This window comes from Pseudoalteromonas luteoviolacea NCIMB 1942, assembly GCF_001625595.1.
GTDB classification, from domain to species: domain Bacteria; phylum Pseudomonadota; class Gammaproteobacteria; order Enterobacterales; family Alteromonadaceae; genus Pseudoalteromonas; species Pseudoalteromonas luteoviolacea_A.
Window position 1 is genome coordinate 16,814 of the sequence record NZ_AUXT01000113.1, and the last position, 14,531, is coordinate 31,344.

13 protein-coding genes and 1 pseudogene are annotated in these 14,531 nt (G+C 42.2%); 9 read left to right on the plus strand and 5 right to left on the minus strand.

The genetic code is table 11. From position 1 onward, the window contains the following. The first annotated feature begins 11 nt into the window (after positions 1 to 11). The 3 genes from N482_RS06445 to N482_RS06455 all read left to right on the plus strand — a co-directional run bounded on the left by N482_RS06445 (position 12) and on the right by N482_RS06455 (position 1,515). On the plus strand, positions 12 to 818 hold the full coding sequence (locus tag N482_RS06445; RefSeq protein ID WP_063376275.1) for a PhzF family phenazine biosynthesis protein: 807 nt from the start codon (positions 12 to 14) through the stop codon (positions 816 to 818). Positions 819 to 855: 37 nt separating this feature from the next. Further along, on the plus strand, positions 856 to 1,137 hold the full coding sequence (locus N482_RS06450) for a hypothetical protein (protein WP_155730521.1): 282 nt from the start codon (positions 856 to 858) through the stop codon (positions 1,135 to 1,137). Between the two features lie 126 nt (positions 1,138 to 1,263). Continuing rightward, positions 1,264 to 1,515 carry a hypothetical protein gene (locus tag N482_RS06455; RefSeq protein WP_063376277.1) on the plus strand — a complete coding sequence of 84 codons (252 nt, stop codon included), beginning with the start codon at positions 1,264 to 1,266 and terminating at the stop codon, positions 1,513 to 1,515. Here the strand turns inward: N482_RS06455 and N482_RS26065 are convergent. The 5 genes and pseudogenes from N482_RS26065 to ubiG all read right to left on the minus strand — a co-directional run. After that, positions 1,503 to 1,784, minus strand: a pseudogene (locus N482_RS26065) (transposase); the annotation flags it as partial. The gene N482_RS06455 and the pseudogene N482_RS26065 overlap by 13 nt on opposite strands. Continuing rightward, positions 1,774 to 2,001, minus strand: coding sequence for a transposase domain-containing protein (locus N482_RS26070; protein ID WP_063376278.1), 228 nt, complete (start codon positions 1,999 to 2,001; stop codon positions 1,774 to 1,776). The gene N482_RS26070 and the pseudogene N482_RS26065, both read right to left, overlap by 11 nt. A gap of 125 nt (positions 2,002 to 2,126) precedes the next feature. Further along, on the minus strand, positions 2,127 to 4,412 hold the full coding sequence (gene nrdA / locus N482_RS06465; protein WP_063376279.1) for a class 1a ribonucleoside-diphosphate reductase subunit alpha: 2,286 nt from the start codon (positions 4,410 to 4,412) through the stop codon (positions 2,127 to 2,129). A gap of 335 nt (positions 4,413 to 4,747) precedes the next feature. Next, positions 4,748 to 5,395 carry an HAD family hydrolase gene (locus tag N482_RS06470; protein ID WP_063376280.1) on the minus strand — a complete coding sequence of 216 codons (648 nt, stop codon included), beginning with the start codon at positions 5,393 to 5,395 and terminating at the stop codon, positions 4,748 to 4,750. Beyond that, on the minus strand, positions 5,392 to 6,102 hold the full coding sequence (gene ubiG, locus N482_RS06475) for a bifunctional 2-polyprenyl-6-hydroxyphenol methylase/3-demethylubiquinol 3-O-methyltransferase UbiG (protein WP_063376281.1): 711 nt from the start codon (positions 6,100 to 6,102) through the stop codon (positions 5,392 to 5,394). The genes N482_RS06470 and ubiG overlap by 4 nt, the downstream gene beginning before the upstream one ends. Before the next feature lie 181 nt (positions 6,103 to 6,283). Between ubiG and gyrA the strand changes: the two genes are divergently transcribed. From gyrA to ihfB, 6 genes are all read left to right on the plus strand, one after another. Next, positions 6,284 to 8,962, plus strand: a complete 2,679-nt coding sequence (gene gyrA, locus N482_RS06480) for a DNA gyrase subunit A (protein WP_063376282.1) — start codon at positions 6,284 to 6,286, stop codon at positions 8,960 to 8,962. Positions 8,963 to 9,146: 184 nt separating this feature from the next. Further along, complete coding sequence (gene serC, locus N482_RS06485) at positions 9,147 to 10,229, plus strand: 3-phosphoserine/phosphohydroxythreonine transaminase (RefSeq protein ID WP_063376283.1); 1,083 nt, start codon at positions 9,147 to 9,149, stop codon at positions 10,227 to 10,229. Continuing rightward, complete coding sequence (gene aroA / locus N482_RS06490) at positions 10,229 to 11,509, plus strand: 3-phosphoshikimate 1-carboxyvinyltransferase (protein ID WP_063376284.1); 1,281 nt, start codon at positions 10,229 to 10,231, stop codon at positions 11,507 to 11,509. The genes serC and aroA overlap by 1 nt, the downstream gene beginning before the upstream one ends. A gap of 153 nt (positions 11,510 to 11,662) precedes the next feature. Then, on the plus strand, positions 11,663 to 12,370 hold the full coding sequence (cmk, locus tag N482_RS06495; RefSeq protein WP_063376285.1) for a (d)CMP kinase: 708 nt from the start codon (positions 11,663 to 11,665) through the stop codon (positions 12,368 to 12,370). A 97-nt stretch (positions 12,371 to 12,467) separates the two neighbouring features. Further along, a complete protein-coding gene (gene rpsA, locus N482_RS06500; protein WP_063373857.1) occupies positions 12,468 to 14,135 on the plus strand; it encodes a 30S ribosomal protein S1 in 1,668 nt (555 codons plus the stop codon). A gap of 60 nt (positions 14,136 to 14,195) precedes the next feature. Continuing rightward, positions 14,196 to 14,486 carry an integration host factor subunit beta gene (gene ihfB / locus N482_RS06505; protein WP_063376286.1) on the plus strand — a complete coding sequence of 97 codons (291 nt, stop codon included), beginning with the start codon at positions 14,196 to 14,198 and terminating at the stop codon, positions 14,484 to 14,486. Positions 14,487 to 14,531: the final 45 nt, after the last annotated feature.

Consider the following 14,531-nt stretch of genomic DNA (forward strand, 5'->3'; position numbering starts at 1 on the left):
GATTGGTTCACATGGCGACAGAAATCCAAATGAATGAGACTTTTGTTCGTCAAGTGTTTTGTTTTCAGCACTATCTAGGTAGCTTTGCGCATGTTAGGCTGTGCACGCGGTTCTCTGAGTTTACCAACGGTGAAAATCTTCAATCAGTGGCCGCTAGTAATGCAACAGCTGCTACCGCGTTTGTATTACCGAAGGTAAGTGGCCCCCATTTAATTCGTTGGTACTCACCTTATGGTGAAATTCAATTCTGTGGTCATGGGACTTTAGCAGCTGCTGATGTCTTGTTCACAGCCCTAAATACACCTCAAGATACGCTATGCTTCCAGTCTGTCAGTCACTTAATTTGTGTGGAAAAGGAGGCTTCGAGCAGTTACAAAATGTTGCTTCCTCAATCCAGACTTAAATCAAGCACGCCATTGAGCGACGTTTTCAAGATATTTAGTGATAATGTATGTAAATTAGAACACACAGAGCCCGGCGATGGCTATTTTGTAGCTCAGTTGCTAAATAGAGATAATCTAGTGACGTTTGACTTTGCTGTTGATAAATACTGTCAACTTACGCGCAGAGCGCTACTTGTAACTGCTCAAGATGTTGACCAATCTAACACCTTGTATTTTAGATACTTTGCTCCGCAGTATGGAGTCAAAGAAGACCCTGCAACAGGATCTGTGGCGCCACTATTGGCAGCATTTTGGCAGCTACCTACCAATCAGGTTTTCAACTGTTACCAATTGTCATCTTCAGGCGCTTTTTATCAAATTTCCCGGAACAACGATCAGGTATGTGTTCGGGCAAATGTGCGAACCCCCTGTTAGCCCACAATTTTGTATCGTTGCGGTAAGCTTATCTCTAATGATGAGTACATTTGTGTTAGATGAAGGTGGTAAAGAAAGCGAGTTCACTAAAAGGGTGAATTTATATTTCGACAGGTTTGAGCTGCTTTATGGAAAGGTATTGCAAGCGAGTTTTGGGTATAAGGGCCAAATTATTTTTGCATCAATTGTTCTGAGTAGTCTGATGGTGCCGTTCTACATGTACTCGGCGAAAGAGCTGGCGCCGGGAGGAGATCAAAGCTCAGTGTACATTGTTTCAGATGCGTCTCCTGCTTCTACCTTGGCAAATCATACGACCTAAAAATGCATTTAGTGGTATTAACTTTGTCGATTTTGAGCAAAGAGATGAGTCTGTTCAATACATGTTACCTACTTTATATGGACAGTTATCTCAGATCTCAGGTATTAAAGTGTTTCCGGTTTACCTATGCCATTGCCAACTGCCAGGCAGTTTGATGTGGAGCTGGTGGTTCAGTCTCAAGATAGTTACGAAGAGATGCTGAACTATGCTTATCAATTGGTCGGAGCCGCTTATGAAACAAACATGTTTCTTTTTGTCGACACTGATTTAAAAGTAAATAGGGTGCTTGCACACATTGAGTTTAAGCACGAACAACTAGCTGATTTAGGACTAGATGTATCAAGCGTTGTCAATCAAGTGTCATCTCTGCTGTGGTAAATCGGTTTGATACTTCTGCTAAGCTTGACTAAGTTGTACCCCAATATCAATCCCCACAATTCTTGATACACAAGCTCAGCTGTCTTACTCCTTAGCGTAATCGCATTATGTTGCATGGATGATTTTATATCGCGGTAACCCGGCTCTATTTCCCAGCGTTCATGATATAAGTTGGCTATGTCGTTCGCGCTAAATTTATCTCTAGGCAGTGAGGTAAAGACGGTTTTATCTTTTCCGTCAATTTGATACGTAACCGCTCTAACTTGCCACTTCAGCAATAGGTTCATTGCGAAAGAATACCATACCAACCACTAACCAAAGCACCGTATCGCTGGGAAGTCTGCGTCTTCTGATTGTCGCTTTAGTTGATAGTTCTGCTACCTGTGCAATCCACTCAACAGGAATGTGTTCACAAAATGTAGACAGTTGAGCCAACTCTAGTGATGAATCATCGATAACATCGTTGAACAAATACGTGTTTGGCATAAAAAAATCCGTAATCAGAAAACTAATTACGGATTTTCCATGACCTTTTGGATCGATCAACTGATCATTTTCTTAATAGATCAGCATTGAGGTTATGATCGGGCTTTTTACTATTTTATAGCTTGTTAAATTTTACAAGCGCCGCCTTCACAGCCATCATCTTCTGCTTCTGGTTTCAATTCGTCTTGCGCATCAGCTGCACCATCACGTGTGTTATGGTAGTAAAGCGTCTTAACACCAAGTTTGTATGCTGTAAGTAAATCTTTCAACAACAACTTCATTGGTACCTTACCGCCCTCGAATTTTGTAGGGTCGTAGTTTGTGTTAGCTGAAATTGTTTGGTCAATAAACTTCTGCATGATACCAACAAGGCCTAGGTAACCATCATTTGATGGAATATCCCATAGTAATTCATACTGATCTTTTAGTTTTTCATACTCTGGTACTACTTGCTTCAAGATACCATCTTTACTGGCTTTAACACTGATATGGCCACGAGGTGGTTCGATACCATTGGTTGCATTAGAAATTTGAGAAGACGTCTCTGAAGGCATCAATGCAGACACAGTAGAGTTTCTCATACCAAACTCTTTGACGCTCTCTCTTAGTGCGTCCCAGTCAAGGTGTAAAGGCTCATCGCAAATGCTATCGATATCTTTTTTATATGTATCGATAGGCATGATACCTTTTGAGTAGGTCGTTTCATTAAATTTAGGACATGCGCCACGCTCTTTCGCAAGCTCGTTAGAAGCTTTCATTAGGTAGTATTGAATCGCTTCGAACGTTTTATGCGTCAATGCGTTTGCACTGCCATCGGAATACTTCTTACCATTTTTAGCAAGGTAGTAAGCAAAGTTAATGACACCAATGCCCAGAGTACGGCGACCCATTGTAGCTGTGTGTGCAGCTGGAACCGGGTAGTCTTGGAAATCTAACAGGTTATCTAGTGCACGTACGGCAAGCTCAGCAAGCTCTTCTAGTTCAGATAAATCTTTGATTGCGCCTAAGTTGAATGCTGAAAGAGTACAAAGTGCGATTTCGCCTTCTGCATCATTTACATTGTTTAGAGGCTTAGTTGGCAAAGCGATTTCTAGACAAAGGTTTGACTGCCTAATTGGCGCGACCTTTGAATCAAACGGGCTGTGTGTATTACAGTGATCCACGTTTTGCAGGTAAATACGACCTGTACTTGCACGCTCTTGAGCAAACATTGAGAAGAGTTCAATCGCTTTAATGCGCTTCTTACGAATTGATTCGTCTTTCTCGTACTTAGTGTAAAGTTCCTCGAAAAGCTCTTGATCTTCAAAGAATGCGTCATAAAGCCCCGGTGTATCTGATGGGCTAAATAGCGTAATATATTCGTCTTTTAGAAGGCGCGTGTACATTGTTTTGTTGAACTGAACACCATAGTCCAAATGACGAACTCGGTTTTCTTCAACACCACGGTTGTTCTTAAGAACAAGTAAGTTCTCAACTTCTAGATGCCAAAGCGGGTAGAATAGGGTAGCAGCACCACCACGTACACCACCTTGAGAGCAGCTTTTCACAGCTGTTTGGAAGTGTTTGTAGAATGGAATACAGCCTGTATGGAAAGCTTCGCCGTTACGAATTGGGCTGCCTAGAGCACGGATCCTACCTGCGTTTACACCGATACCAGCGCGTTGGCTGACATATTTTACGATAGCAGAAGAAGTTGCATTGATAGAATCAAGGCTATCATCACATTCAATCAGTACACATGAACTAAATTGACGTGTCGGTGTACGTACACCTGCCATAATAGGCGTAGGTAGAGAAATTTTAAATTGAGATACAGCATCATAAAAACGTTTGATGTAATCAAGACGCGTTTCTTTGTCGTAATCTGAGAATAGACTCGCAGCAACAAGTAGGTACAAGAACTGAGCGCTCTCGTATATTTCGCCTGTTACACGGTTTTGAACTAGGTACTTTCCTTCCAATTGTTTTACTGCGGCATAGCTAAAAGTCATATCACGGCTATGGTCAATGTACTCGTTAAGTTCATTGAGTTCTTCACGTGTATAGTCTTTCAATAGGTGCTCGTCGTAGCGCTTTTCTTCCACAAGCTTGACGATTTGATCGTAAAGGTGTGGTGGCTCGAACTGACCGTAAGCTTTTTTCCTTAGGTGGAATACAGCTAAACGAGCGGCTAGGTATTGGTAATCTGGAGTATCTTTGGAGATTAAGTCAGCAGCTGCTTTGATGATAGTTTCATGAATGTCTTCAGTACGGATCCCATCATAAAACTGAATATGAGATTTTAACTCTACTTGAGAGACTGAGACATTATCTAGACCTTCTGCGGCCCAAGTTATCACACGATGAATTTTATCTAAATCAAGCGGTTCTTTACGACCGTTTCTTTTACTGACAGATAATTGTTGGTTCATAAGCTATGCCTGTATTCCCAAGTTCTTTATATTGGTTAGGAAATCACCACTAGATATGGTGCCTATTTGAAATTGCATCACAAGATAGTGTGGTTATTTGTATTTTGCAATAGAACAAATTGGCTCAGATTGTGGATAACATTGGGATAAATTCATGACGTTAGTATTTACTAACCTTCAATTATCCACGTTGTCTGAGCCCTTAAAAAAATCAACTTCAATACAAGGATTTTTGTCTTTTTTTGGTAAAAAATCCGAGTGATTTTTTTATGTTCAATTTCTTTCCCAACTAAGTGTAAGACACAATATGTAGTGTCTCAAATTATAATTTCTTACTATATATGCGAAATTATATCTATTGGGTGTTTCAGGTTTAATTCTGCTCCCCATGAAATTGCGTCTTCCAGTGAAGGTATGAACCCCCATAGAGCGGAGACGGAGCGCATTTCGGCGGCATGGGCGGCTTCAATGTCTCTTTGCGCATCACCCACATAGATACATTTGGCCGGCTCGACACCAAGTTGCTCTGCGGCTAAGAGTAATGGTTCTGGGTTGGGCTTAGCGACTTTCAGCGTGTCCCCACATACCACGACTTTAATATGGGCCAGATCAGGGATCTGTTGTAACAGGGGGATTGTTAGAAAGCCTGGTTTATTGGTCATGATGCCAACAGCAACATTCATTGATTCGAGCTTTTGCAATAGTTCGGTAATACCGTCGAAACAATGAGAATGAACTGCAATGTTTTGCGCGTAGCTATCTAGCACTTGTTGTCTCAGGGCTTCGACATCGTAGTTTTTAAGCTCCTCCCCGAATCCAACTTCAAGCAAAGCTTTTACTCCGTTTGAGATAGCTGGACTGTATTCACTTTTAGAAACAATTGGTTTGTTATGAATACGCAATACGTGGTTGAGTGCGCCGCCTAGGTCACCACTTGTATTCAACAAGGTTCCATCTAAATCGAAAATAACGGCTTTGGTCATGTTAGTTTCTCGAAATGGAGTAGATAATTAACACTGACGTCATCACTCAGTGTGAACGTTTTAGTGAATGGGTTATAGCTAATCCCAGCTGAATGACGGACTTTTAGTCCATGTTGTTCTGCCCAGCCGATTAAAGTTGAAGGACGAATAAACTTGTTGTGGTCGTGCGTGCCTTCCGGCACCATTTTTAGTAACTTTTCTGCTGCGACAACAGCGAGTAAGTACGCTTTATGTGTTTTATTTAGAGTCGAAAAGAATACACTTGCACCTGGCTTTGCTGCTTTGGCTACTGCTGCAATGATCGCAGAAGGATCCGGTACATGCTCCAACATTTCCATACAGGTTACGACATCAAACTGTTCTGGGTTCTCATCCGCAAACAGCTCGGCTGGTATTTTTCTATATTCGACAGGTATGCCGCTTTCCAGACTGTGCAGCTTCGCAACATTGAGCGGCTCTTGCCCCATGTCGATACCCGTAGCTTCTGCTCCAAGCTTGGCCATACTTTCGGTTAAAATGCCGCCTCCACAGCCAACATCAAGTACTTTTTTTGTGAAAAGCCCAGTACTTTTGTCATTTATAAAATCTAATCGCAGTGGATTGATGTCGTGTAGTGGTTTAAATTCACCCTCTGTATCCCACCATCTTTCGGCAATTTCTTCGAATTTCGCGATTTCTTCGTGGTCTACATTTTGATGTTCGGTCATAAAAAGCTTCCTCGTTTATCTGGGCGCATTGTATTGGCTATTTATAAAAATACCAGACATTTTACGACTGCAAATTAGATTTATCTGTGTTAGTATCGTCAGCCGAATAAATAATAACTTAACCCTTTGGCACCAGTAGTGTGACATAAAAGGGCAAGACTCTGAAGGAAAGTGGTATCAAATGACTGATCTCGCCAATGAAATCCTCCCGGTCAATATTGAAGATGAATTGAAAAATTCATACCTAGATTACGCGATGAGTGTAATCGTAGGGCGTGCATTGCCAGACGTACGTGACGGTTTGAAGCCTGTTCACCGCCGCGTGCTTTTCGCAATGAACGAATTACGCAATGACTGGAACAAACCATATAAAAAATCAGCTCGTGTAGTCGGTGACGTTATCGGTAAATACCACCCTCATGGTGATAGTGCGGTTTACGATACAATTGTTCGTATGGCTCAGCCTTTCTCTCTTCGCTACATGCTAGTTGATGGTCAAGGTAACTTCGGTTCAGTAGATGGTGACTCAGCAGCTGCGATGCGTTATACCGAAGTTCGTATGGCTAAAATGTCTCATGAACTTTTAGCTGACCTAGAAAAAGAAACAGTAGACTACGTACCTAACTATGATGGTACAGAGCAAATCCCTGATGTTTTACCGACCAAAGTACCTAACCTTCTAGTTAATGGTTCGTCTGGTATAGCGGTAGGTATGGCGACGAACATTCCGCCTCACAACTTGACTGAAGTTATCAATGGCTGCTTGGCGATTATTCAAAACCCAGATATCACCATTGAAGAGTTAATTGAATATATTCCAGGTCCTGATTTCCCGACTGCAGCAATTATTAGCGGTAAAAAGGGGATTGAGCAAGCCTATAAGACTGGCCGTGGTAAAGTTTACATCCGAGCTCGCGCAGAAATCGAAACTGACGAGAAGACCGGTAAAGAAACAATCATCGTCAATGAAATCCCTTATCAAGTTAACAAGGCAAGATTGATTGAAAAAATTGCTGAGTTAGTAAAAGACAAAAAAGTTGAAGGGATCAGTGCACTGCGTGACGAGTCTGATAAAGACGGTATGCGTATTGTTATTGAGATTAAACGTGGCGAAGTAGGCGAAGTTGTCCTCAACAACCTATATGCGCAAACTCAGCTACAAACTGTGTTCGGTATGAACATGGTAGCATTGGATAACAACCAACCTAAGTGTTTCAACCTAAAAGAAATGCTAGAAGCGTTTGTTATTCACCGTCGTGAAGTTGTAACACGCCGAACAGTGTATGACTTGCGTAAAGCGCGTGACAGAGCGCATACACTTGAAGGTCTAGCAATTGCACTTGCGAACATCGACCCGATCATTGAACTTATTAGAAAGTCTCCAACTCCATCTGAAGCTAAAGCAGCGTTAACATCTCGCGCTTGGGAGCTGGGTTCTGTTCAGCCTATGTTAGAGCGAGCGGGCGAGCAAAATGTTGCACGACCTGATTGGCTAGCTGCTGAACTGGGTATTCGTGATGGTCAATACTTCCTGTCTGAGCAACAAGCGCAGGCTATCCTAGACCTTCGTCTTCACAAGCTAACGGGCTTAGAGCACGAAAAGATCTTGGGCGAATACGAAGAACTTCTAGAGCTAATTACAGAGCTACTACTAATTCTTTCTTCTCCTGACCGCTTGATGGAAGTTATCCGTGATGAGCTAGTAGAAATTAAAGAAGTATATGGTGACGAGCGTCGTACAGAAATCACGGCAGCAGCCCATGATATTAGCTTAGAAGACTTGATCAACGAAGAAGATGTTGTAGTAACGCTTTCTCACGAAGGTTATGTTAAGTACCAGCCATTATCAGATTACGAAGCGCAGCGTCGTGGTGGTAAAGGTAAAGCAGCCACTAAGATGAAGGATGAAGATTTCATCGAGCGTCTACTTGTAGCGAATACACACGATACGATTCTTTGTTTCTCGACAGCAGGGCGTTTGTATTGGTTGAAAGTATATCAACTTCCTCTTGCTTCCCGTCAAGCACGTGGTAAGCCAATCGTTAATTTACTGCCACTTGAGGCAGACGAACGTATCACGACAATTCTACCTGTTCGTGAATACGAAGAAGATAAGTACGTATTAATGGCAACTGCTAACGGTACGGTGAAGAAAACACCATTGACTGCATACAGCCGTCAGCGCGCCAGTGGTATTATCGCTATCAATCTAAATGAAGGCGATAACCTGATTGGTGCAGATATCACCGATGGCAGTAACGACATCATGCTATTTACAGAACATGGTAAAGTTGTCCGCTTTAACGAGAAGCTACGTGACTCAGAAACTGGTGAAGTGAAACTAGATCCAGAAACTGGTGAAGAAATGCTAGCGCTTCGTCCTATGGGTCGTACTGCAACGGGCGTCCGTGGTATCAAGATGCCGGATGGCGTGAAAGTGGTCTCTTTGATTGTACCTAAGAATGATGGCGCTATCCTAACTGTAACAGAAAATGGTTATGGTAAGCGTACACCACTTGAGGAATACCCTTCAAAGAGCCGTGCAACGCAAGGTGTTGTATCTATCAAAGTAACTGAGCGTAACGGTAATGTGGTTGGCGCGGTACAGGTAGAAGACAACAACGAAATCATGCTAATTTCAAACAGAGGTACGTTAGTTAGAACTCGTGTTAACGAGGTGTCTACCGTTGGTCGAAACACACAAGGTGTTATCTTGATCCGTACCATTGAAGATGAGCAAGTAGTTGGACTTCAGCGTATTGAAGAAATCGAAGTGGACGACCTCGAAGAGGGAGTCACTGATGAGGCTACTGGTGATCAAGCACCAGAAAATACACCTGAACAAGACTCAGAAGAATAATAAAAGCGGCTTAGGCCGCTTTTTTATTAAAAAAATTCAATCAAATTAAATTATTTAGCAGATAATTTTGTTTCATCAAGCATCGTATTTGATGTAAATTCATAGGCTACTATTTTATGTTCGGCGCGTTTGACCTGCAGAGCATTCGTCTTTTATAACGTCTTTTATTTGGAATGAGGAAAAAATGACCGTTTATAATTTTTGTGCGGGGCCAGCTATGTTGCCTCCAGCCGTAATGGAAAAGGCCCAAGCTGAGTTTATTAATTGGCAAGACCTCGGAGTTTCGGTAATGGAGATAAGCCACCGCTCTAAACCGTTTCTTGAGCTGGCACAAGAGTGTGAGGCTAGTTTAAGAAGGTTAATGAATATATCAGATGAATTCGAAGTCTTGTTTATGCATGGTGGTGGTCGTGGCCATTTTGCTGCAGTACCGCTTAATTTACACCTAGACGATGCTCCAGGCGTTTATGTAGAAAACGGTATCTGGTCTGTTGGCGCCACGAAAGAAGGTGCTAAGTTTACGGCTGTAGAGTCTCTGGACATCAGGACCGATACTGAAAGTAAATTTGACATTCTGTCGGTAGACAAGTGGGCATTACCTGAGAAAGCGTCATTTATACATTATTGTCCGAATGAGACCATTGATGGCATAGAAATCTTTGATGTACCTAAGCATCCGACTGCGCCGATTGTCGCAGATATGTCTTCAATGATTTTGTCACGTGAAATTAATGTAGATGACTTTGACCTGATTTATGCTGGTGCACAAAAGAATATAGGCCCTTCTGGGTTAAGTATCGCGATTGTGCGCAAAACCCTATTGGAGAGAAAAGGTCTACCTAAACCTGCTATTTTGGATTATGCAATCGAAGCAAAACAAAACAGTATGTACAACACACCACCTACCTATGCATGGTACTTGGCTGCTGAGGTTTTCAAATATCTAGAGTCAATCGGTGGCGTGCCTGCAATGGAAAAGCACAACCGAGAAAAAGCAGCATTGCTTTATGACTACATTGATAGTTCGGAGTTTTATTTCAACAAAGTTGCAATTGATTGCCGTTCTTTAATGAATGTACCTTTCTGGTTAAAAGACGACGCGCTAAATGAAAAATTCTTAGCTCAGGCGGAACAAAACGGCTTGATGGCACTTGAAGGTCATCGTTTTGTTGGTGGCATGCGAGCAAGTATTTATAACGCAATGCCTAAAGAAGGTATTAAAGCTTTGATTGCATTTATGAAGCGCTTTGCACAGGAAAATAGCTGATGGAACAACTATCTCTACAACCGATTAAAAAAGTATCGGGATCGGTTACATTACCGGGTTCGAAAAGTTTATCGAATCGAATTTTATTGCTAGCTGCGTTATGTGATGGTGTGACTGAAGTCCGAAATCTTTTGGACAGCGATGACATTCGTCATATGCTTGGCGCTCTCGATAAAATGGGCGTGCAGGTTCAACTAAACGAAGACAAGACTGTTGCTACGGTACATGGAACGGAAGGTAAACTACTGACGCCTCAAGAGCCTTTATTTTTAGGAAATGCCGGTACCGCGTTTCGTCCTTTAACGGCTGTGTTGGCAGCGACGGAAGGCAAGTTCACGTTAACAGGTGAACCTAGAATGGAAGAGAGGCCAATAGGGCACCTTGTAGATGCATTGCACGCGTTGGGCGCTGATGTTACTTACCTTAAGAATGAGCATTACCCACCGTTAGAAATTGCGGGTAAAAAGATTGCCGGAGGCAGAGTAGAAATTGATGGTAGTATTTCTAGTCAATTTTTAACTGCGTTACTGATGGCTGCGCCTTTATTTGATGGCGACAGTGAAATCAAAATAATAGGCGAGCTTGTTTCTAAACCTTATATTGACATCACGCTCGGTGTTATGAAGCACTTTGGTGTAGTGGTTGAACATGACAACTATCAAGTGTTTTATGTTAAAGGACAGCAAGGTTATCAGTCCCCAGGTAGTATCATGGTTGAAGGGGATGCTTCCTCTGCATCATACTTTGTCGCTGCGGCTGCTATCTCTGGTGGAGAAATTGAAATAAACGGAGTTGGTTTATCAAGTGTCCAAGGTGATATTGGTTTTGCCAAAGTTATGGAGCAAGTAGGTGCCGAAATAGAATGGTTTGATGAAAAGCTCATTGTCAGAAAAGGCCAATTGAAAGGGGTCGATATAGATGCCAACGCCATTCCTGATGCTGCAATGACACTGGCAACTGTTGCACTTTTTGCTGAAGGAAAAACGGCAATAAGAAATATTTATAACTGGCGAGTTAAAGAAACGGATAGGTTATTTGCGATGGCAACGGAGCTTCGTAAAGTTGGTGCTAAAGTAGTTGAAGGTGAAGACTATATTGAAGTTACACCACCGACAGAATTCAAATTAGCCGAAATTGATACTTACAATGACCACAGAATTGCGATGTGTTTTTCTATGGTTGCTGTAGGTGGGAAGCCAGTTGTAATCAACGACCCAGATTGTACCGCAAAAACTTTCCCTACCTATTTTGAAGTACTATCTTCAATCTCTCAATTCTAAAAATTCAATAGGTGTGCAGCAGCACACCTATTACCCGAAAAGTAGACAAATGTATCAACAGAACAAAAAGTTACATGTTGATAAGGATCTATTCATTAAACTTGCGTATAATAGGCGCCGATTTATATAAGGTGTGCATTTCAGGAGGTATTAATGCAGGCTGCAATGCCCGTAATCACCGTAGACGGCCCAAGCGGATCTGGCAAAGGGACTGTATGTCGTTTGTTGGCTGAGAAACTAAATTGGGATGTTTTAGATAGTGGCGCAATATATCGTGTACTGTCTATTGCTGTTTTACATCATCAAATTGCTTTGGATAACGAAGAAGCACTAGTGCCACTCGCGGCAAACCTTGATGTTCAATTTATGATTGATAGCGAGACTAAAAAATCAAAAATTGTACTCGAAGGGGAAGATGTAACAAATACAATTCGCAATGAAGAAGTCGGTGCTACAGCATCAAAAATAGCGATGCTCCCTCGCGTTAGAGAAGCGCTTTTAAGAAGACAAAGAGCTTTTAGCACCGAAAATGGCTTAATCGCAGATGGTCGCGATATGGGAACAATTGTATTCCCTTCAGCTGAGCTAAAGATTTATCTGACGGCAAGTGCGCAAGAACGTGCTAACAGGCGCTTTAATGAGTTGAAGGATAAGGGCCTTGATGTTACACTAGAGGGCCTTTTAGAGGATATTAAAGCTCGTGATGATAGAGATATGAATAGGCCTGTTGCACCTTTAGTGCCAGCAGATGATGCTGTCCATATTGATACTACGTTGCTTGACGCTGATGCGGTATTCCAACAAGTGTTAAAGCTTGTTGAAGATGCTGTGTTAGCAGGAAAACTTCCAAAAGTTAGCTAATTTATTTCATATCACTGGCAGGGCTGCCGGTGTTTTTTTAACTACCCCATGCAGCATGGTTGCTTATTGGTACATTTATATATGAGACGTATTTAGTATGTCAGAAAATTTTGCGCAGTTATTTGAAGAAAGCCTAAAGGGTTTTGAAGCAGAGCAAGGCTCTATCGTTAAAGGTACTGTTATCTCTATCGAGAACAACATCGTTCTTGTTGATGCTGGCCTTAAGTCTGAAAGTGCAATCCCTGCAGAGCAATTCAAAAATGCTGCTGGTGAACTAGAAGTTGCTGTTGGCGACGAAGTAGACGTAGCACTAGATGCAATCGAAGACGGTTTCGGTGAAACTATCCTTTCTCGTGAGAAAGCGAAGCGTCATGAAGCTTGGATCCGTCTTGAGAAAGCTTGTGAAGAGCAAGAGACTGTTATCGGTATTATCAACGGTAAAGTTAAAGGCGGTTTCACTGTTGAAGTTGATTCAATCCGTGCTTTCCTACCTGGTTCACTTGTTGATGTTCGTCCTGTACGTGACACTGCTCACCTTGAAGGTAAAGAGCTTGAGTTCAAAGTTATCAAGCTTGATCAGAAGCGTAACAACGTTGTTGTTTCTCGTCGTGCAGTTATCGAGTCTGAAAACTCTCAAGAGCGTGAAGAACTACTTGCTAACCTTGTTGAAGGTCAAGAAGTTAAAGGTATCGTTAAGAACCTTACAGACTACGGTGCGTTCGTAGATCTAGGTGGTGTTGACGGTCTACTTCACATCACTGACATGGCTTGGAAGCGTGTTAAGCACCCATCTGAGATCGTAAATGTTGGTGACGAAATCGCTGTTAAAGTACTTAAGTTCGACAAAGAGAAAACTCGTGTTTCTCTAGGTCTTAAGCAACTTGGCGAAGATCCTTGGGCAGCAATCGCTGGTCGTTACCCAGAAGGTGCTAAGCTTACTGGTCGCGTAACTAACCTAACTGACTATGGTTGTTTCGTTGAGATCGAAGAAGGCGTTGAAGGCCTAGTTCACGTTTCAGAAATGGACTGGACTAACAAGAACATCCACCCTTCAAAAGTTGTTTCACTAGGTGATACTGTTGAAGTTATGGTTCTTGAAATCGACGAAGAACGTCGTCGTATTTCTCTAGGTCTTAAGCAGTGTAAAGCTAACCCTTGGCAGGAATTTGCTCGTCTACAGAACAAAGGCGACCAAGTTACTGGTAAGATCAAGTCTATCACTGACTTCGGTATCTTCATCGGTCTTGAAGGCGGCATCGACGGCCTTGTACACCTTTCTGATATCTCTTGGAACACTCCAGGCGAAGAAGCTGTACGTGAGTACAAGAAAGGCGATGAGATCACAGCAATCGTTCTTCAGGTTGACCCAGAGCGCGAGCGTATCTCACTAGGCGTTAAGCAAATCGAAGCTGATCCTTTCAATAACTACCTAGACGCAAACAAAAAAGGTGCTATTGTTAAAGGTAAAGTGACTGAAGTTGACGCGAAAGGCGCAACTGTAGAGCTAGCTGAAGGCGTTGAAGGTTACATCCGTGTAGCTGACATTGCTCAAGAGCGCGTAGAAGATGCAACTTCTGTTGTTTCTGAAGGTGACGAACTAGAAGCTAAATTTGTAGGTGTTGACCGTAAGAACCGTGCGATCAGCCTATCTGTTAAAGCTATCTTCGAAGCTGAAGAGAAAGAAGCGCTAGAGAAGCTTAAGAAAGAAGAGCCTGCATTCGAAAATGCAATGGCAGCAGCTTTCAAAAACGCTCAAAAAGACTAATTTTTAAAGTCTAAACAAGAAGGGCACTTTTGCCCTTCTTTTTTACCTTAAGGAAACGTTATGACAAAGTCTGAATTAATAGAAAAACTTGCTGAACAGCATGCGCATGTTCCTGTTAAAGATGTAGAAAATGCAGTAAAAGAAGTTTTAGAACAAATGGCAGGTTCGCTGTCTGGCTCAGATAGAATTGAAATCCGTGGCTTTGGCAGTTTCTCTCTACATTACCGTTCACCTAGAACAGGTCGTAACCCTAAAACTGGTGATACAGTAGAGTTAGATGGTAAATATGTACCACACTTCAAGCCTGGTAAAGAGTTAAGAGATCGCGTTAACGATAGTATTGAAGGCTAATTGGAGAAACCTAGTTTGGTTCGAGTTGTAAAAAAAGGACTGTTG

Coding starts and splice junctions, on each gene's coding strand:
- N482_RS06445 (WP_063376275.1), top strand. CDS start 12: ATGGCGACAGAAATCCAAATGAATGAGACTTTTGTTCGTCAAGTGTTT.
- N482_RS06450 (WP_155730521.1), top strand. CDS start 856: ATGATGAGTACATTTGTGTTAGATGAAGGTGGTAAAGAAAGCGAGTTC.
- N482_RS06455 (WP_063376277.1), top strand. CDS start 1,264: ATGCCATTGCCAACTGCCAGGCAGTTTGATGTGGAGCTGGTGGTTCAG.
- N482_RS26070 (WP_063376278.1), bottom strand. CDS start 2,001: ATGCCAAACACGTATTTGTTCAACGATGTTATCGATGATTCATCACTA.
- nrdA (WP_063376279.1), bottom strand. CDS start 4,412: ATGAACCAACAATTATCTGTCAGTAAAAGAAACGGTCGTAAAGAACCG.
- N482_RS06470 (WP_063376280.1), bottom strand. CDS start 5,395: ATGACCAAAGCCGTTATTTTCGATTTAGATGGAACCTTGTTGAATACA.
- ubiG (WP_063376281.1), bottom strand. CDS start 6,102: ATGACCGAACATCAAAATGTAGACCACGAAGAAATCGCGAAATTCGAA.
- gyrA (WP_063376282.1), top strand. CDS start 6,284: ATGACTGATCTCGCCAATGAAATCCTCCCGGTCAATATTGAAGATGAA.
- serC (WP_063376283.1), top strand. CDS start 9,147: ATGACCGTTTATAATTTTTGTGCGGGGCCAGCTATGTTGCCTCCAGCC.
- aroA (WP_063376284.1), top strand. CDS start 10,229: ATGGAACAACTATCTCTACAACCGATTAAAAAAGTATCGGGATCGGTT.
- cmk (WP_063376285.1), top strand. CDS start 11,663: ATGCAGGCTGCAATGCCCGTAATCACCGTAGACGGCCCAAGCGGATCT.
- rpsA (WP_063373857.1), top strand. CDS start 12,468: ATGTCAGAAAATTTTGCGCAGTTATTTGAAGAAAGCCTAAAGGGTTTT.
- ihfB (WP_063376286.1), top strand. CDS start 14,196: ATGACAAAGTCTGAATTAATAGAAAAACTTGCTGAACAGCATGCGCAT.